Genomic DNA, 18,302 nt, shown 5'->3' with positions numbered 1-18,302 from the left:
GAACGGCATGTCTTCCGACGGAACGATCATCGACACGACACCCTTGTTGCCGTGACGGCCGGCCATCTTGTCGCCCGGCTGGATCTTGCGCTTCACCGCGACGAAGACCTTGACCATCTTCATCACGCCTGGCGGCAGTTCGTCACCGCGCTGCAGCTTGTCGACCTTGTCGGCAAACCGCAAGCCGAGGCCCTTCTTGGCGTCTTCGTACTGCTTCTGGATGGCTTCGACTTCCGCCTGCGCCTTCTCGTTCGCGAGGCCGATTTCCCACCACTGGCTGCGCGGGATGTCGTCCAGGATCGCGTTGTCGATGACCGTGCCTTTACGCGCGTTCTTCGGACCCTTGGCAACTTCCTTGCCCATCAGCGCGTCTTTCAAACGCGCATAGACGTTGCGGTCGAGGATCTGCAATTCGTCGTCGCGGTCCTTGGCGAGGCGTTCGATCTCCTCGCGCTCGATCGCCATCGCACGCTCGTCCTTTTCGACGCCATGACGATTGAAGACGCGAACTTCGACGATCGTTCCGGCGACGCCGGGCGGCAGACGCAGCGAGGTATCGCGGACGTCGGAGGCCTTTTCACCGAAAATGGCGCGCAGAAGCTTCTCTTCCGGCGTCATCGGGCTTTCGCCCTTCGGCGTGATCTTGCCGACGAGAATGTCGCCAGGATGCACTTCGGCGCCGATGTAGACGATGCCGGCTTCGTCGAGGTTCTTCAGCGCTTCTTCCGAAACGTTCGGGATGTCGCGCGTGATTTCCTCTGGCCCGAGCTTCGTGTCGCGAGCCATGACTTCGAATTCTTCGATGTGGATCGAAGTGAACACGTCTTCAGAGACGACGCGCTCGTTCATCAGGATCGAGTCTTCGAAGTTGTAGCCCATCCACGGCATGAACGCGACGAGCACGTTCTTGCCGAGCGCCAGCTCGCCGAGCTCGGTCGAGGGACCGTCGGCGATGATGTCGCCCGCCTTGACGTGGTCGCCGACGTTGATCAGCGGCCGCTGGTTGATGCAGGTGTTCTGGTTCGAACGCTGGAACTTGCGCAGACGATAGATGTCGACGCCCGGCTTCGAAGGGTCCTGCTCTTCCGTGGCGCGGATAACGATACGGGTTGCATCGACCTGGTCGACGATGCCCGTACGGCGTGCCGCGATGGCAGCACCTGAGTCCTGCGCAACGCGCTCTTCCATGCCGGTGCCGACGAGCGGCGCTTCCGCCTTGATCAGCGGCACGGCCTGCCGCTGCATGTTCGAGCCCATGAGGGCGCGGTTGGCGTCGTCGTTCTCGAGGAACGGGATGAGCGCGGCCGCGACGGACACGAGCTGCTTCGGCGACACGTCGATGTAATCGACCTTGTCCGTCGGAACGAGCATCACGTCGCCCTGGTAGCGAACGGTGACGAGATCTTCCGTCAGCTTGCCCTTGGCGTCGATGGCGGCGTTCGCCTGCGCAACGTGGTGGCGCATCTCTTCCATGGCGGAAAGATACGCAACCTCGTCCGTAACGCGGGCATTGATGACCTTACGATACGGGCTTTCGATGAAGCCGTACTTGTTCACGCGGGCGAAGGTCGCGAGCGAGTTGATGAGACCGATGTTCGGGCCTTCAGGCGTCTCGATCGGACAGATTCGGCCATAGTGCGTCGGATGCACGTCGCGGACTTCGAAGCCCGCGCGCTCGCGCGTGAGGCCGCCCGGTCCGAGAGCGGACAAGCGGCGCTTATGCGTGATTTCCGAGAGCGGGTTCGTCTGGTCCATGAACTGCGAGAGCTGCGAGGAGCCGAAGAACTCGCGCACGGCTGCCGCCGCCGGCTTGGCGTTGATCAAGTCCTGCGGCATCACCGTGTCGATGTCGACCGACGACATACGCTCCTTGATGGCGCGCTCCATGCGCAGCAGGCCGACGCGATACTGATTTTCCATCAGCTCGCCGACGGAACGAACGCGGCGGTTGCCCAAGTGGTCGATGTCGTCGATTTCGCCCTTGCCGTCGCGCAGATCGACAAGCGTCTTCACGACCGCGAGGATGTCTTCGCGGCGGAGAACGCGCATCGTGTCGGGCGCATCGAGTTCGAGGCGCATATTCATCTTCACGCGACCAACGGCCGAGAGATCGAAGCGCTCGGGGTCGAAGAAGAGGCCGTTGAACAGCGCGGTCGCCGCTTCGATGGTCGGCGGCTCGCCCGGGCGCATGACCCGGTAGATGTCCATCAGCGCTTCCTGCTGATTGGCGTTCTTGTCGATGTTGAGCGTGTTGCGAATGAACGCGCCGGTGTTGACGTAGTCGATGTCGAGGATGTGGAATTCCTTGACCTTCTGCTCCTTCAACTCGGCGAGCAGGTTCGCATCAAGTTCGTCGCCGGCTTCGGCGAAGATCTTGCCCGTGTCGAGATCAACGATGTCTTCGGCAATGAAGCGGCCGGCGAGATCTTCAGCAGAGATCAAGATCTCCTTGACGCCGCTCTCGGCGATTTCACGCGAGCGGCGAGCCGTGATCTTCTCGGCTGCGCGTGCGATCACTTCGCCTGTCTTGGCATCGGCGATGTCGGACTGCGGGGTGACGCCGCGGAACTTCTCCGGAAGATACGGCATTTTCCAGCCGCGCTTGGATTCCTTGATCGCGATGTGCTTGTAGAAATGCGCGAGGATCTCTTCGTCATCCAGACCCAAGGCATAGAGCATCGTCGTCACCGGCAGCTTGCGGCGACGGTCGATACGGACATAGACGATGTCCTTGGCGTCGAATTCGAAATCGAGCCAGGAACCACGGTACGGAATGATGCGAGCTGCGAACAACAGCTTGCCCGACGAGTGCGTCTTACCGCGATCGTGGTCGAAGAAGACACCCGGCGAGCGATGCATCTGCGAGACGATGACGCGTTCGGTGCCGTTGATGATGAAGGTGCCGTTCGAGGTCATGAGCGGCATGTCGCCCATGTAGACGTCCTGCTCCTTGACGTCCTTGATCGACTTCGAGCCCGTCTCTTCGTTCACATCGAACACGATCAGACGCAGCTTCACCTTGAGCGGCGCCGCGTAGGTCATATCGCGCTGCATGCACTCATCGGTGTCGAACTTCGGCGGCTCGAATTCGTAGCTGACGAATTCCAGCGTCGATTTGCCGGCGAAATCGGAGATTGGGAAAACGCCTTTGAATACCGACTGCAGGCCGAAGTCGTCGGGCCTACCACCCGGGGGCTCCTTGACCATCAAGAAGTCATCGTAAGATGCTTTCTGAACCTCGATGAGGTTCGGCATCTCCGCGACTTCTCCGATCGAACCAAACTGCTTCCGGAGGCGTTTGCGGCTGGTGAGGGTTTGAGCCATATCGGTCCCTTCGTGCTCTCGTTTGCGGGCGAGGCCCGCGATCCAAATGCGACGCGCTCAGGGTCCCTGGGTAACCGGGACCTCTTGAAACGGTTCACCGGAGGGTCCTTTTTCGAGGTTCGAGAACCCCAGGACCCTCCGGAAAACCGTTTGTCTGCACATTGAGCCCCCCTTCCGGGAGCCGGCCGCAATGTGCGGTATTTCAATCGCCAGCCGCGACGACGTATGCACAGGCGTCGGCACCGGCCGGGAGCGACCCAGCCAGTGCCGAACATCCAATTACTTGATCTCGACAGCCGCGCCCTGATCCTCAAGCTGCTTCTTGAGCTTCTGGGCTTCGTCCTTCGAGACGCCTTCCTTCACGGTCTTGCCGCCGGCCTCGACGAGGTCCTTGGCTTCCTTCAGTCCGAGACCGGTGATGGCGCGAACTTCCTTGATGACGTTAATCTTCTTGTCGCCGCCCGATTTGAGGATGACGGTGAATTCCGTCTGCTCTTCGACCGGAGCAGCGGCTGCGCCACCGCCAGCAGGCGCAGCAACGGCAACCGCAGCGGCAGCCGAGACGCCCCACTTCTCTTCGAGCAGCTTGGCGAGCTCAGCAGCTTCGAGCACCGTGAGTGCCGACAAGTCTTCAACGATTTTTTCGATCTTCGACATATATAGTGTCCTTCTGATTTGAACCTAGTGGTTGAATTGCAGCACCCCCTTGGGGCCGTGCTGCGTTAGCGTTCGAGGGCTCAAAGCCCCACAACTTCCGCGGCTTAGGCAGCCTCTTCCTTCGAAGCCTTGGCCTGAATGACGCGAGCCAGCTTGGCACCGGGCTCCTTGACGGTCCGGGCGATCTTCGTCGCCGGAGCGTTGAGGAGGCCAATGAGCTTGGCGCGCAGTTCATCAAGCGACGGCAGTTCGGCAAGAGCCTGCACGCCTTTCGCGTCAAGGATGGTCTTTCCCATCGCGCCGCCGAGGATCACGAGCTTGTCGTTGCCCTTGGCATACGTGACGGTCGCCTTCGCCGCTGCGATCGGATCTTTCGAGAAGGCCAGAATGGTCGGGCCCGTCAAAAGCTCAGAAAGCTTCTCGGCGTCGGTGTCCTTGAGCGCGAGTTGCGCCAGCTTGTTCTTGGCCACCTTCACAGATCCGCCAGCTTCTTTAACTCGCTTGCGGAAATCTGCGGATTGAGCGGCCACCATGCCGGTGTTGTGGGCGACAACGACCACACCCGTGCTTTTCAGCGTGGTGTGGAGGCTATCGATGAGCTCACGTTTCGCGGCTCTATCCACGTCTCGTCTCCTTGCTGCGAAGCTTCATTTGCGAAGCCCCGCGGGTTGCACCTTTGCCGCCGTCTCCGCGAGGGATCAGGCGACGCTAGTCTGTCCTCGTTCCCGTGGACCGCGTAGTGGAGCGGCACGGTGCTGACCCAGAAGGTTCAAACCGAAGTTGAGGCAATCGCCTCTAATCCGGCCGTCTTCTGTCTCATGCGGGCTCTCAGCTATTGAGAGACTTAGGCGTCACCGGCGAGCCGGATCGGCACCCACAATCTCGGACAGTGCCGGACCGAAGCGGCGACGCCCCGGTCCAGGGTTTCCCGGGTTGCCCCGGAATTCGTGAAACTTAGGCGACCGGCCCCGGCGCGACCGATGCGGTGTCGAGCTTCAAGCCCGGTCCCATCGTCGAGGACAGCGAAACCTTCTTGAGGTACGTGCCCTTCGAGCCCGTCGGCTTCGCCTTCACCACAGCGTCGACGAATGCCTTGATGTTCTGCACCAAGGCTTCCTGGCTGAAGCTCGCCTTGCCGACGCCGGCGTGAACGATGCCCGCCTTCTCGACGCGGAACTCAACCGAGCCGCCCTTCGCGCCCTTGACGGCGCCTGTGACGTCCATCGTCACCGTGCCGACGCGCGGGTTCGGCATCAGGCCGCGCGGGCCCAGCACCTTACCGAGGCGGCCGACGAGGCCCATCATGTCGGGCGTCGCGATGCAGCGATCGAAATTGATCGTGCCTTTCGAGACGATTTCGACGAGGTCCTCGGCGCCGACGATGTCAGCTCCGGCAGCCTTCGCCTCTTCCGCCTTGGCGCCGCGAGCGAACACCGCAACGCGCGCCGTGCGGCCCGAGCCGTTCGGCAGGTTGCAAACGCCGCGGACCATCTGGTCGGCGTGCTTGGGATCGACGCCCAGGTTCATCGCGATCTCGACCGTTTCGTCGAACTTCGCCTTGGCGCGTTCCTTGATGATCTTCACGGCCTCGTCGACGCCATAGGCTTTGCCCGCGGGCAGGCCCTGCTTGACGACGAGCATGCGCTTGCCGCCGGCTTCGCGCGTTTCCTTGATCTTCTCAGCGCTGATTTGAGCTTTTGCCATCGGACTACTCCACCACCTTGAGGCCCATCGAACGTGCGCTGCCCGCAAGCGTGCGTGCGGCGGCATCGATGTCGTCGGTGTTCATGTCCTTGAGCTTGCCCTTCGCGATCTCCTTGAGCTGCGCGATCGTGACCTGACCAGCAACGATGCGCCCCGGCTCCTTCGAGCCCTGGCCGCCTTTGCCCGTCGGACGAAGGCCAGCAGCCTTCTTGATGAGGTACGTCGCCGGGGGCTGACGCATCTCGAACGTGAAGGAACGGTCGGAGTAGACCGTGATCTTCACGGGAATCGGTGTACCCTGCTCCAGGTCCTTCGTTTTCGCGTTGAAGGACTTGCAGAATTCCATGATGTTGACGCCGCGCTGGCCTAGCGCGGGACCGATTGGTGGCGACGGATTGGCCGCTCCAGCCGGTACTTGTAAGTTGATAAAGCCGTCGACTTTCTTCGCCATAGTTCCCCTTCGATGTTAGAGCATCATGCCGAAATGGCGTGACGCTCCGGGTTAGCGGTTCAGCGGAATGGGCTCTCGAAAGAGTTGCCACTCCTCCCGCACGTCACCGCATCAAAACCGAAATCCCGATGCGGGCTCCGGCAGCATGCCGCCGGAATTCCTTGTTGCCCAAGGCGCCTCGTTGCGCCGTCAGGCAGGCACCTTCTCAACCTGCGTAAATTCCAGTTCGACCGGCGTCGGACGGCCGAAGATCGACACTGCGACCTTGACCCGCGAACGCTCCTCGTCGACTTCCTCGACGACGCCCGTGAACGAGGCGAACGGCCCATCGGCGACCTTGACGTTCTCGCCGATCTCGAAGGTGATCGTCGGCTTCGGCCGCTCGACGCCTTCCTTGACCTGATTGAGGATACGCATCGCCTCGGCTTCCGGGATCGGCATCGGCTTGTTGTCCGCGCCGAGGAAACCCGTGACCTTCGGCGTGTTCTTGATCATCACGAACGCCGCGTCCGTCATCTTCATCTTCACGAGCACGTAGCCCGGCAGAAATTTGCGCTCGGTCGGGATCTTGCGGCCACGCTTGATCTCGACGACCTCTTCAGTCGGCACGACAATTTCTTCGAACAAATCATCAAGGCCGCCAGCCTTCGCACGCTCGCGAATGGCGTCAGCGACCTTGCGCTCAAAATTCGTGTAGGCGTGCACGATGTACCAGCGCGTACCGGCGATCGGTGCTTTTTCTTCGCGTTCTTGCGCGACAACCATTCTCAAAGGCCCTCTGGCGCGAAACTTAAACCACTCATGCCAGCCGAATTCAGGTGCCCACCCCAAGGATCAAACGCACGACGTGGCTGAGCGCCTGATCAACGAGCAAAAAGAAAACAGAGGCGAGCGCGACCATGATGATTACCATCAAAGTCGTGATCCACACCTCTTTCCAAGTCGGCCAAGTTACCTTCGCAACTTCCTGCCGAACCTCTTGCATAAAGGTTATGGGATTGAACTTCGCCATAAAACTGCTTTCCGAGCGCATAAGCGACAACATGCCGCATCCGACCACGGGGGTTCCGGGCCGGTCGGCAGATCAAACCGTCACGAGGCTGGCAGGGGCGGAGGGTCTCGAACCCCCGACCTTCGGTTTTGGAGACCGACGCTCTACCAATTGAGCTACACCCCTAGTCCAGACGCAGGCATGCGCCTGCCGTCGAGCAGCCTCTTTCGGGGCGTGCACCCTTAACCGAACTTTGAGGGCTTGTCAGCCCCGGACGCGCCTTTTTTCTATCGACCGGCGCCGGCGCCCGCCCATGGCCCGCTGCCGCCGCCGGTTTCGCTGCCCGAGACGGGCTCGACGACCACGGCTGAGCCGTATGCGAGGACCTCCGTGACAGCGGCAGCGATCTCGTTGGCGTCATAGCGCATCGCGACGACGGCGTTGGCGCCCATGCTGTGCGCATGCTCGACGAGCAAATCGAAAGCTTCTTGGCGGGCATGTTCGGCGAGCTTCGTATAGACGGAGATATTCCCGCCGAAAAAGATCTGGATCGCAGCGCCGAGGTTTCCGACCACGCTGCGCGAGCGCACGGTCAAGCCGCGAACGAGCCCCAGGTGCCGAACAATGCGATATCCTTGAATGTCGTTCGTCGTGACCACAAGCATGGGCGTCCCTCTTATTGCTCCGGCGATTCTACGATCTTCAAGCTACGTTATCGCGACTCCCGTCGCGTTTCGACAACGGAAGCGATCCCTCAGCGCACAGAGGACCTGCGTCGATGTTCTTGCTTGCGCTAGACCCCACCTGTAACTGACCCTCGTCACATCGCGGCGACCTCACGTCGCCAGCGACACAGCTCGAACGCATCAGGATCCGATTTGCCCACATCCGCCAACCACAACGGCTCCAAGGTCCCGCCCATCTTGGAACACGCCGGACCGCTGCTGTCTCGCTACGATGCCGTGTTCTGCGATGTCTGGGGTGTCATTCACAACGGTGTCACAGCGTTCGAAGCGGCGTGCCGGGCGCTGGAGAAGTTTCGCGGCCAAGGCGGGACGGTCATTCTGGTGTCGAACGCGCCGGTGCCCAAGCAGCGCGTCATGGACATGCTCGATTTCAGGCACGTCCCTAGGGGCGCTTGGGACGACATCGTATCGTCCGGCGACATCGCGCTCACGCATCTAGCCGAGAGGAACTACGAGCGCATCTACTGTATCGGTCCGCAAGACCGCGATCGCGCGCTATTTTCCGCGCTTCCGGGACGATCCGTCGAGCTGGCGGACGCCGAGGCCATCGTCTGCACCGGCCTCAACGATGATCGCCGCGAAACGCCTGAAGACTATCGCCCGCTTCTCGACGAAGCGCTCCGGAAAAAATTGTGCTTTGTCTGTGCCAATCCCGATCTCGTCGTCGATGTGGGCGGAACGCTTTATTACTGCGCCGGGGCCATTGCCGACCTCTACGAACATATGGGCGGCGACGTCTACTGGGCGGGCAAGCCCTATCTCAGCGCCTATGAAACGGCGCATCACAAAGCCGAAGCGCTCCGCACGAAGAACATTGCGAAAAGCAAAGTCCTCGTTATCGGCGATGCTTTGCGGACTGACATCAAGGGGGCGGAAAACTTCGGCTGCGATGCACTTTTCATTGCGTCGGGAATCCACCGCCACGAGACGGTCGACGGCATCGACCTGTCGGCGACAAAGCTCGCGGACCTGTTCGGCCCCGGCGCGCCGCCCGCGCTCGGAGCCATGATCGAACTCGCGTGGTGAGCGAGGCTACTTGATCGGTTTGGTCGAGACCTCGGAGGGGATCTCGCTTTTCGGCCGCTTCGGCGTCGGGCCATCGGAGAAGCTGTTGAACACGACGTCAGGCGACGTCGTGTTGTGCTGGGATGGCGACAGCCTGCCGATCCAGATATCCGTGGCGTTGGCGTGATCGAACTTCATGACGTTGTCTTCGCGCCAGCCCTTCGCGCCCTGCTCGCGCACGGCAATACGTGCTGTATCGTTGTTGAATTCCGTGACGTACATCGAACGCAGCATGGCAAACGGGCCACCGTCGATGCCATGATCGAAAGCGACGTCGAGCGCGATGCGGTTGGGATCTACGGTCGCTATTTTCACTGTCGCCGAGCCGCCCCTTTCGAATGACAGCGTGAACTGACGGGCGTCTGGATCAAAAGCGGCTTCCTTTATCTTGACGAGTGGACGACCCTCTTTCTCGATCGGGCCGATCAGGAACGACGAGCCATACGCGGTCACTTCCATATTCGCGGGCGTCATCGGACGCGGCCGCCAATATCCGTCCTGCGGGTAGAGCACGAGCACCTCGTCGGCGCGGCCCTCCTTGAGAACCCACACCTGCAGCATGTGAATGTCGTTGTAGACCTTGTCGCCGATGCGCACCGTTGCGGTCGCGGGGCGCCAGAACGATGGATAAGTATAACCGACCAGCCACAGCTCCGGCTGGCCAACGAGCGTGATCTTCTTGGGAGGAACCGCTGCTTTGAAAATCGGATCTTGCGACATGTCGCAAGCCGTCCAATCGGGCTCGATATTGGCGCGCATCACCGGAGACAAATAAACCGGATGCGCGGCCTCGATGCGGAATGAGCGAACGTTCTTGTTAGAAAACGCGACGGCGACGTTGTCCTTCTCGGCGCACAACACCGGCTCGCTCTGATTTTCGACGTCGACGGCCAGGCCATCGAGTGACGCCGCCTGCGCGACCGCCAGCGGAAGGATGAGCGAAACCGCCAAAAGAAGCGCGCGAAGTGAGAACGTCGGCATTCAATGCTCCATTTCGAATTTCATGCTCAATCAAGGGCGAGCGTCGCGTAAACGTCGCCCGAATTTGCCTCGTGCGGAAGATTGCTCAAGTGGCCCGCCATTTCCTCATCCGACATCCATACGTCGAAGAGAAGCTTCTGGCTTTCTCCGAGCGCAAGGTTGTAGCGATATCGCCCGAGAGCCGACAGGCGGTCGAAGCATGCCATCGCGACATAGCGGGCGATTGTCGTAAATTCGAATGACAGCGCTTTGACCGGCTGCGATAGCCCACGCAACGCCGCATCCTCGTAGCCCTCAACGTCGATCTTGATGAAGGAAGGCGTTCCGTAGCGCGCAATCAAGCCATCGAGCGTGACGATTTCGATCGGGACGCGACCATCCCAGATTTGGTCTTCCCATCCCCTCGCGCCTCTCGCCTGATTCACGAACTCTTCGGACAGGGTCGAAACCGTCGGATTAGTGGTGTTGACGAACAGCTCGCGCACGCCAGCGTCCGACCCAACCGCGCGATCGAGAAGTTCGACAAGCGGATCGCGGCCGTGGATGTGGTTGAGTGCCGAGAAGAGGAGCGGCTGGGGCTCTACCGCGATCACGCGCGCACCGAGCCTGCGAAACGATGATATGCGATCACCGACATGAGCGCCGATGTCGAAGACGAGAGCGCCCGGCTCCACGAACAGGCGGTAGAGCTGGTCCATTGCATCGCGCGGCGCATGGGGACCGTGATAGATCCGCAATGATCTGATGACACCCTGCAAGGCTGGGGACGACATCACGTCAATGTCCCACTTCGATCGCGCGAATTTCTGGAGAAGGCGCAAAATCTTCCGGAATGCCGCAGATCCCGCGACGACGGAGAAAGCGGCCGACAGCCGGGCTTGCCGTCACAACGGCGAAAGGCACGGCGAGCACATAGCCGGCGGTGAGCGGCAAACTCCAAAGCAGTGCGACGGGCGAAATGGCGAAGAGCGCCGCGCACAGTGATAGTCCGAACAGCAGCTGAGGCCATAGCGCTGCGGTTGCTGCAGGCCATGAAAGCCCTTTTCCATCGCGCTTCTGACTGTTCCAGGAGATCGGCCTTTTCACGAGCAATGCCATCATGAAGATCGAGGTGCGAACCGTGGTGATCGAGCCTACCAGAAGCGAAAAGACAATCTCGATGACGGCGCTCAACGAGAACCTCGCCGGGCCGCCGAAGCGGTTGACCTCCCCCGGCGTGAGAACCGCATCGGCTACACCCGCGAGCTTGGGCGCCAGGTGCATCAACAGAACGACCACGTAGAGCACTTCCGCCGTGTACCAACTGAAATCGGGCAAATTTTGAGCGTGCACGAGCATGAGCGGAAGAAGGCCCGCAAAAAGGGTCCAGGCAGGGACGCCGATAAACATCAAAATGGCCCAGAAAAGCTGGAAGCGGCTGACCGGCTTCAGCCCAGGCAATCCAACAAGACGAAGGTACTGCAGGTTTCCTTGGCACCAGCGGTTGTCACGGCTCATGAACTCCAGGAGGTCCGGCGGATTGTCCTCGTAGGAGCCCGTCTCGACCGGCAGGACGCGGACCTCATAACCCGCCTTGCGCATCAGCACGGCTTCCACCTGATCGTGCGACAGGATCTGAGTGCCGCCGATCAAATCCTCGAGCCTGCAATGATCGACATAGGGCTTGATCCTGAGGAGCGCGTTGTGTCCCCAGAACGGGCCGCAATCGCCGACCCACCAGGCCTGGCCCATCGTGTAGGTCCGCATCCCGAGCCGCATGCCGAATTGAAAAATGCGAGCAAAGGCCGATGAGGAAGGCGTGCCGACGACGAGGCTCTGGAGGATGCCGATACGAGGATAGTGCTGCATGATGCGCACAAGCCCGACGATCGCTTCACCGGTCATTAAGCTGTCAGCGTCCAGCGGGAGCATGACCTCGTACTGAGATCCCCAGCGCTCGGCGAAGTCGCGGATGTTGCCAGCCTTGAAGGCCGTGTTACTCGGACGGCGGCGATAGACGATCCGTTCACGGTCGGAATCATCGGCGCGCCAAGCCGCCACCAAAGACTCTTCCTTGGCGACGATATCGGGCTGATCGCTGTCGCTCAAAACGAAATAAGAGAACCGCGCGCCATCCGCCGTCCGATCGAGGCTCTCTTTGATGATCTTCAGCCTCAGAAGCGCGCGGGCGGGGTCTTCGTTGCGCAACGTCATCAGCACGGCCGTGTTAACCGTAAGCGGCGTGGGTATTTTTCCCGCCGCAAGGAGCGCGGCGTTGGCGGGTTTCGCGCGCCAGGCGCCGCCGTGCAGTTGCCAGAGGCCGATTGCTGCGTTCCAGAAGCCCAGAATTGGCCATGGAGCGCCTAAGGCGAAGCAGAGCACCATCGCTGCAGACAGCACGGTCAAGCCGCCCTGAGCTAACGTCAGGGCCGCGATGGCGACAAGAAGGAACCAAGTGCCGACGTTCAACGTCAGTGCGATGCGGCGGCGCCGTGCAAGCGTCGCTCTTGCGTCTAGCCCCGCGGGAGTCGTAAGGCTCTGGGGCTCGAATATCGCTGCATCCGCATTCGGTGTTACCTCGCGCTCGGCACCGATCGTCATTACGGACCAATCCTTCGCAATGAATGACCCGCAGAGCTCACTCGAGTCCAATTCCAAGCCGACGCGCCGCAGTCAGGGCCAGATCGTGATGGCGCGGGCCCTGTGGTACGTTAAGCCCGGCGTTGCCGAAATCCGGAGTGAACGATTGACGCTGCCCCCGCCGGGGCAAGCGCGCATCGCGGCGGAATACTCTGCCATTAGCCGTGGCACGGAGCGCCTCGTTGCTCTCGGAGACGTTCCCGAGAGCGAGTGGGCTCGCATGCGCGCACCGCTGCAGGCTGGAGCATTCTCATTCCCGGTGAAATACGGCTATTCGGCGACAGGTATCGTGACAACAGGATCGGAGGCGTTAGCCGGCAAGCGCGTCTTTGTGTTGCATCCGCATCAGGATCATTTTCACGCGCCTGAGGCAATGCTCGCGGTCCTTCCGGATTCTGTTCCTTCGCGGCGAGGCGTTCTAGCCGGCAATATGGAAACCGCACTCAATGCCCATTGGGACGCGGGCACCACGCTCGGCGACCGCGTGTTGATCGTGGGAGCCGGCATCGTCGGCTTGCTGACGGCCTATCTCGCGCGGCGCATTGCCGGAAAGGATGTCGCCATCTTCGACGTCAATCCGGAGCGGGCGGCGGTCGCGGAGGCCCTGGGCCTCCGATTTGTGACGCCATCCGAGATTCCCGGCGACAACCGGATCGTTTTTCATGCGAGCGCGACGAGCGGCGGCCTGGAGGCGGCGATCGAGGCCTGCGCTTTCGAAGGCACGGTCGTGGAAATGAGCTGGTATGGGGCCAAGCCGGTCACCGTGAAACTCGGCGGATCCTTTCATAGCCGCCGGCTAAAGCTTCTCTCTTCTCAGGTCGGCCAAGTCGCGCCGAGCCATCGCGGGCAAGTGACGCACGCCGGGCGTCTAGCCCGGGCGATTAGCCTTCTCGACGACGACCGCCTGGACGCGCTCATCGAAAACGAGGTTGCTTTCGAAGACTTGCCCGCGGAACTACCGCGCATCTGGTCGTCGTCGGCGCTGCCTCCGGTCATTCGCTATTAATCTCATCAGGTGAAAACGTAGTATGTTCTCAGTCGAAGTACGCAGCCGCATCATGATCGCCCATTCGCTGCCAGACCCGTTCTTCGGGCCGGCGCAGAACATGCACGGCGCGACCTTCGTCGTTGATGTTGCTTTCTTTCGTAAGGAGCTGACGAAGCAGAACGTCGTTGTCGACATTGGCGCGGCGCTCGACGTTCTTGGAAATTCATTGAAGCCGCTCGCCTATCAGAATCTCGACGCTCTGCCGCAATTCAAGGGCAAGCTCACTACGACGGAATTCCTCTGCAAGCACATCTTCGACGCGATCGCCGAGGCGGCGAGGTCTGGCGCGCTCGGCGAAGAGGGCAAGACGTTATCGCGCATTCGCGTGACGCTGTCGGAAACGGATCTGGCGCGCGCGAGCTATGAAGGTGAAATCGGTGGCTGAAGCGATATTCGCCATTCCCGGTGATCTGAAGGCCGCGACGGGTGGGTACGCCTACGATCGCCGCGTCGTGGAGCTGCTGCCCGATTTTGGCGTCCCGGTCACTGTGCTGGCGCTTCCTGCTTCATTTCCCAATCCGACTGACGAAGACCTCGAAGAGACGCGCCGCCTCCTATGCGCGCGAAAGCCCGGGTCGGTGCTCGTCATTGATGGTTTGGCGTTTGGCGCTTTCCCCGACGACATCGTCGATGGCCTGAAAGGCCGCGTCATCGGGCTTGTCCATCATCCGCTTTTCCTCGAGACGGGTCTGCCTCACGGGCGCAAGGTGGAACTAAAGGAAAGCGAAGAGCGGGCGTTAAAACGCGCCAACCACATCATCGTGACCAGTCGCGCGACGAAGCGCATAGTGACCCAGCACATGGCGGTACTGCCGGACAAGATCACGGTTGCGGAACCAGGCACCGATCCGGCTCAGCGCGCGACCGGCACAGGTGCGCCGCTGCAAATACTGGCTGTCGGCGCGGTTCTTCCGCGCAAGGGCTACGACGTGCTGATCGAAGCTTTGGCGCCGCTGAAAGAGATCGATTGGCGTTTGACGATCGCCGGCGCGCTCGACCGGCATCCACAGGCTGTAGAAACCGTGCAAGCCGCCATTCGCGCGCATGGCCTTGAAGATCGCGTGACGCTCGCGGGCAAGGTCGTGCCGGCGACGCTCGATCGCTTTTATGAGAGTGCCGATCTATTCGTATCGGCTTCGCTTTTTGAGGGGTACGGCATGGTCTTGGCTGAGGCGATGTCGCGGGGTTTGCCCATCGTTCTCGCGGCCGGCGGCGCTGCAGCCGATACGGCGGGAGAAGCCGCTGCGCTTCACGTCGAGGCGGGCAATGTTTCGGAACTAACGGCCGCTTTACAACGCGCGCTTACGGACAAGAAGCTTCGGGATCGCTTGGCGGATGCTGCTTGGGAAGCCGGGCGAACCCTTCCGACGTGGCATGAGACGGCACGGCGGTTTGCAGCGGTCATTCTAGGACTGAAGCCGTGAACGATTTTTCGGCCGAATGGCTCGATCTCCGTGAGGCCGCCGATGCGCGTGCGCGCAATTCGGATGTCGCCAGCGCGTTGCAAGCGCGGTTGACCTTGCGAGACGAAGTGAACGTTCTCGATCTTGGGGCGGGAACCGGAGCCAATCTTCGCGCCACGGCTCAACTCCTGCCGACGCGCCAGACCTGGACGCTCGTCGATCGCGACCTGACGCTCCTCGATGTGGCGCGAACAAAGCTCGCCCGCTGGGCCGACAGCAATTCGGTCGATGGCGAGGCACTCGAACTGCGGAAGGGTTCGCGTGAAATTCGTGTCCTCTTCCGCTCGGCCGATCTTGCGCGGGAGACCAACGCGCTCGTTGATCCTGGCGTACAGCTTGTCACCGCGTCGGCGTTCTTCGACCTGACCTCGGAAAGCTTCATCCGCGAACTTGCGAAGACCGTCGTAGCGACGAAGGCCGTTTTCTACGCCACTCTGACTTACAATGGGTTGCAACGATGGACGCCCCATCGGCCAGCCGACAACCAAATAGCGGCGTCCTTCCAGCGGCATCAAATGCGCGACAAGGGTTTCGGACCGGCGGCTGGCCCGCTCGCGGCCTCGCATCTCGTCGACCAGTTTCGGATCAACGGCTACGTGGCTCTCGAAGGCGAAAGCCCCTGGCTGCTCGAACGCTCGGATCGGATGCTGATCGAGGAACTCCTGCGCGGTTACGCCGTGGCGGCTACGGATGAAGGCCGGCTTGACGAGAAGTCGATCGTGACTTGGGTGAAGGTTCCGCGCAGCGCAGCGTTCATCGGGCATACCGATGTATTTGCCGCGCCCGCGTGACAGTAGCAGTGATCACGCCACCCGCTTCGGGATCATCCGCTCGACCACACGGTCTTTGCGAATGAAGCGGTGATAGATCGCCGCGACGATGTGGAGCGCCACGAAGCCGATGATCAGGATCGCGCCGGTCTCATGCCACTCGAAGATCTCCTTCGACATGTCCTCGTTCTTCACCGTCAGCATCGGCAAACGGAAGTTGAAGACGTCGAGGTAGTCGCCGTACGAGATGGCCAGATAGCCAAGCACGGGAACCGCGATGAGCAACAGATAGAGCGCCCAGTGCACAAGATGGCTGAGGCCCGTAAGTGGCGGAGGCACGCTTGGATCGGAGCGCGGCGCGCCACGCGTCAGCCGATAGATGAGACGGAGCAGGACCAGCGCCAGCACCGTCAAGCCGATCAGCTTGTGAGAGCTATAAAGGAAGTTGGTCAGCGCATCCCAGACCCCGACCGTCGGCTTGCCATTCGCGTCGACGGAGGGCATGTCGTTGCCGCGGTAGGACATGTAGAACCCTACCGGCAACTGAACGAATATCAAAAGGGCGACCAGCCAGTGCAGGCCACGCGCCGTCGGCGTGTACGTCGGGAGATCGTATTTCGGATCTTGCGCCATGGCTCTAGCCTCGCCGCTCATGCCTCAGATCACAATCAAACAGCACGTCTCCGCCGTCAAGAATGTGTACGCGGGTTTCCGGGCGTAATGCCTGGTCAAGGTTGCCGATCGGCGACAGCGTCAATCCGGGGATCCCTGATCCCAGGATCATCGGGGCGACGAGGAGATGTAGGCGATCGACTGCTCCAGAGCCGATGAAATCCGAGACAGTGGAGGCGCCGCCCTCGACCAAAATTCTCTTTAGACCGCGTGCGAAGAGAGCGCCGACGATATCGGACGGCGCTAGGCGCTCGCCTTCTCCCTTTACCAACATTAGTTCGGCGCCTTCGGGCGGGTCGCGCTCCCGATTGGTGACGATCAGGCACGGCTGGTTACCAGTGGTGAGACATCGGGCGGATGAGGGAAGCCGACCGCGGGGATCGATGATGACGCGGACGGGCTCAGCGCCGGCGACGCGGCGGACCGTCAGCCGCGGATCGTCGGCAAGCACGGTCCCTATGCCCACCACGACGGCATCGACGCTCGCCCGAAGACGGTGGAGATGATCGAGCGCGCTCGGCCCGTTGATCCAGCGCGACTCGCCTGATGCAGTGGCGATCCGCCCGTCCAACGACTGGCCAAGCTGGGCAAGCACGAATGGCCTGTCTGCAGGCGCGTTCATGATCGGTTGGAATACCGCCGCGAAATCGACTTTCTCCGGTGTCATGGGCTCACTGCGTGATATATGACCCGAGCGTTGCGTCGCATGCTGCGCAATTCCATAAGGCAACCTTCCCCTCTCCCACCCTCTTCGCTCGTTAGCATCACAACATGACTTCCAAGCCGCCGCTCGGCCTCTTCGCCATTTACATGCGATCCCTCGCCCTGCTGGCTGGCGAGAAATATCTCGCAATCGGCCTGGCTGCGGCCGGCATCGTCATTGCCGTTACGCAGCTTGCCGAGCCCATCCTGTTTGGACGCGTGGTCGACGCCTTGAGCAAAGGCGAGAGCGCGTTCGTATATATCGGTCTTTGGGCGCTGCTGGGGCTGTTCGGCATCGTCGCAGGTGTTGTCGTGGGCATTAATGCGGATCGCTTGGCGCATCGGCAGAAGCTCGCGCATCTCGCAAGCATCTTCGAGAAAACGATTTCGCTGCCGCAAAGTTCGCACGCCGCGCGCGGTTCGGGAGCGACCATTCGTACGATCCTCTCGGGAATGAACGCGCTGTTCTGGCTCTGGCTCGGCGTCATGCGCGAGCAGCTCGCGGTTGTCTTCGGCATCATCCTTCTCGTGCCAACGGCATTTGCGATGGACGTGCGCATGGCAACGATCCTGACGGCGCTCGCGGGTGCCTATACGCTGATGCACGTGTTCGTCGTCAAACGGACGGCGACTGGCCAGGCGGCGGTGGAGGCGCATGAGACGGCGCTTTCTAGCCGCGTCGTCGATGTCGTCGGCAACGTCACTGTGGTGCAAAGCTATGGCCGTCTCAAAGCCGAAGCCGACGCGTTGCGCGGGCTGGCAAGCGATCTTCTCACCGCGCAGTATCCGGTGCTGACTTGGTGGGGCGTTCTGACCGTTATGCAGCGGTCCGCGGCAACGCTGACGATGGTGGTGATCTTCACTGCCGGCGCCATTCTTGTCGGACGCGGTGAGTTGACCGTCGGCCAGATCGTAAGCTTCGTGGCGTTCGCCACCCTGCTCATCTCTAAGCTCGATCAGCTATCGGGGTTTGCGGTGCGTATCGATCAGCAGGCGCCGACGATCACCGCGCTGTTCAATCTGATGGATGAAGCCGGCGCGTCGCCCGATGCTCCCGGGGCTAAGCCGCTGGAGGCCGTCAATGGGGCGGTTTCATTCGAGGGCGTCAA

General features: G+C 61.3%; 19 protein-coding genes and 1 tRNA gene. 6 read left to right on the top strand and 14 right to left on the bottom strand.

Annotated elements, in window-relative coordinates:
- The 9 genes from rpoB to EKK30_RS15265 all read right to left on the bottom strand — a co-directional run.
- The coding region (rpoB, locus tag EKK30_RS15305; RefSeq protein WP_290986381.1) for a DNA-directed RNA polymerase subunit beta at nucleotides 1-3,324 on the bottom strand (3,324 nt) is incomplete at its 3' end.
- A gap of 279 nt (nucleotides 3,325-3,603) precedes the next feature.
- Entirely contained in the window at nucleotides 3,604-3,981 is a 378-nt protein-coding gene (gene rplL, locus EKK30_RS15300) for a 50S ribosomal protein L7/L12 (RefSeq protein WP_290986380.1), read from the bottom strand.
- Between the two features lie 104 nt (nucleotides 3,982-4,085).
- Nucleotides 4,086-4,604 carry a 50S ribosomal protein L10 gene (rplJ, locus tag EKK30_RS15295; RefSeq protein ID WP_290986379.1) on the bottom strand — a complete coding sequence of 173 codons (519 nt, stop codon included), beginning with the start codon at nucleotides 4,602-4,604 and terminating at the stop codon, nucleotides 4,086-4,088.
- A gap of 331 nt (nucleotides 4,605-4,935) precedes the next feature.
- Nucleotides 4,936-5,685, bottom strand: a complete 750-nt coding sequence (gene rplA / locus EKK30_RS15290; protein WP_290986377.1) for a 50S ribosomal protein L1 — start codon at nucleotides 5,683-5,685, stop codon at nucleotides 4,936-4,938.
- A 4-nt stretch (nucleotides 5,686-5,689) separates the two neighbouring features.
- A complete protein-coding gene (gene rplK, locus EKK30_RS15285; RefSeq protein ID WP_290986376.1) occupies nucleotides 5,690-6,136 on the bottom strand; it encodes a 50S ribosomal protein L11 in 447 nt (148 codons plus the stop codon).
- A 189-nt stretch (nucleotides 6,137-6,325) separates the two neighbouring features.
- Entirely contained in the window at nucleotides 6,326-6,901 is a 576-nt protein-coding gene (gene nusG, locus EKK30_RS15280; protein WP_290986375.1) for a transcription termination/antitermination protein NusG, read from the bottom strand.
- A gap of 49 nt (nucleotides 6,902-6,950) precedes the next feature.
- Nucleotides 6,951-7,148, bottom strand: coding sequence for a preprotein translocase subunit SecE (gene secE, locus EKK30_RS15275; RefSeq protein WP_290986534.1), 198 nt, complete (start codon nucleotides 7,146-7,148; stop codon nucleotides 6,951-6,953).
- An 89-nt stretch (nucleotides 7,149-7,237) separates the two neighbouring features.
- Nucleotides 7,238-7,313: transfer RNA gene (locus EKK30_RS15270), tRNA-Trp, on the bottom strand.
- A 101-nt stretch (nucleotides 7,314-7,414) separates the two neighbouring features.
- Nucleotides 7,415-7,792, bottom strand: coding sequence for a YbjQ family protein (locus EKK30_RS15265; RefSeq protein ID WP_290986374.1), 378 nt, complete (start codon nucleotides 7,790-7,792; stop codon nucleotides 7,415-7,417).
- Between the two features lie 213 nt (nucleotides 7,793-8,005).
- Between EKK30_RS15265 and EKK30_RS15260 the strand changes: the two genes are divergently transcribed.
- Complete coding sequence (locus EKK30_RS15260; protein ID WP_290986373.1) at nucleotides 8,006-8,899, top strand: TIGR01459 family HAD-type hydrolase; 894 nt, start codon at nucleotides 8,006-8,008, stop codon at nucleotides 8,897-8,899.
- Between the two features lie 6 nt (nucleotides 8,900-8,905).
- On the opposite strand, the gene EKK30_RS15255 is transcribed toward EKK30_RS15260, so the two are convergent.
- From EKK30_RS15255 to mdoH, 3 genes are read right to left on the bottom strand one after another with little or no spacing between them, the layout of a single operon-like run.
- Nucleotides 8,906-9,919 (bottom strand): hypothetical protein, encoded by a 1,014-nt coding sequence (locus EKK30_RS15255; RefSeq protein WP_290986372.1) that lies wholly within the window; start codon nucleotides 9,917-9,919, stop codon nucleotides 8,906-8,908.
- 26 nt (nucleotides 9,920-9,945) lie between these two features.
- Nucleotides 9,946-10,692 carry an FkbM family methyltransferase gene (locus EKK30_RS15250; protein WP_290986370.1) on the bottom strand — a complete coding sequence of 249 codons (747 nt, stop codon included), beginning with the start codon at nucleotides 10,690-10,692 and terminating at the stop codon, nucleotides 9,946-9,948.
- A gap of 4 nt (nucleotides 10,693-10,696) precedes the next feature.
- A complete protein-coding gene (mdoH, locus tag EKK30_RS15245) occupies nucleotides 10,697-12,499 on the bottom strand; it encodes a glucans biosynthesis glucosyltransferase MdoH (RefSeq protein ID WP_290986369.1) in 1,803 nt (600 codons plus the stop codon).
- A gap of 19 nt (nucleotides 12,500-12,518) precedes the next feature.
- Here mdoH and EKK30_RS15240 point away from each other — a divergent pair, with 19 nt between their 5' ends.
- The 4 genes from EKK30_RS15240 to EKK30_RS15225 are packed head-to-tail and all read left to right on the top strand — an operon-like array spanning nucleotide 12,519 to nucleotide 15,840.
- Nucleotides 12,519-13,544 carry a zinc-binding alcohol dehydrogenase gene (locus EKK30_RS15240; RefSeq protein WP_290986368.1) on the top strand — a complete coding sequence of 342 codons (1,026 nt, stop codon included), beginning with the start codon at nucleotides 12,519-12,521 and terminating at the stop codon, nucleotides 13,542-13,544.
- 22 nt (nucleotides 13,545-13,566) lie between these two features.
- On the top strand, nucleotides 13,567-13,971 hold the full coding sequence (locus tag EKK30_RS15235; RefSeq protein ID WP_290986366.1) for a 6-carboxytetrahydropterin synthase: 405 nt from the start codon (nucleotides 13,567-13,569) through the stop codon (nucleotides 13,969-13,971).
- The gene (locus EKK30_RS15230; RefSeq protein ID WP_290986365.1) at nucleotides 13,949-15,010 is read left to right on the top strand and encodes a glycosyltransferase family 4 protein; all 1,062 of its coding nucleotides are present in this window, start codon (nucleotides 13,949-13,951) and stop codon (nucleotides 15,008-15,010) included. Before EKK30_RS15235 ends, EKK30_RS15230 begins: the two co-directional genes overlap by 23 nt.
- Complete coding sequence (locus tag EKK30_RS15225; RefSeq protein WP_290986363.1) at nucleotides 15,007-15,840, top strand: class I SAM-dependent methyltransferase; 834 nt, start codon at nucleotides 15,007-15,009, stop codon at nucleotides 15,838-15,840. Before EKK30_RS15230 ends, EKK30_RS15225 begins: the two co-directional genes overlap by 4 nt.
- 12 nt (nucleotides 15,841-15,852) lie before the next feature.
- Here the strand turns inward: EKK30_RS15225 and EKK30_RS15220 are convergent, their stop codons facing one another.
- Together EKK30_RS15220 and EKK30_RS15215 are read right to left on the bottom strand one after the other, a co-directional pair.
- On the bottom strand, nucleotides 15,853-16,452 hold the full coding sequence (locus EKK30_RS15220) for a cytochrome b (protein WP_290986362.1): 600 nt from the start codon (nucleotides 16,450-16,452) through the stop codon (nucleotides 15,853-15,855).
- A 4-nt stretch (nucleotides 16,453-16,456) separates the two neighbouring features.
- Entirely contained in the window at nucleotides 16,457-17,158 is a 702-nt protein-coding gene (locus EKK30_RS15215; RefSeq protein ID WP_290986360.1) for a RibD family protein, read from the bottom strand.
- A 104-nt stretch (nucleotides 17,159-17,262) separates the two neighbouring features.
- Between EKK30_RS15215 and EKK30_RS15210 the strand changes: the two genes are divergently transcribed.
- Nucleotides 17,263-18,302: ABC transporter transmembrane domain-containing protein (locus EKK30_RS15210; protein WP_290986359.1), on the top strand; the 1,040-nt coding region annotated here is incomplete at its 3' end.

The sequence above is a fragment of the Hyphomicrobium sp. genome (assembly GCF_003987855.1).
Classification (GTDB): Bacteria; Pseudomonadota; Alphaproteobacteria; order Rhizobiales; family Hyphomicrobiaceae; genus Hyphomicrobium_B.
Note: the sequence above shows the minus strand (reverse complement) of the source record. Positions and strands in the feature narration are given on the sequence as shown.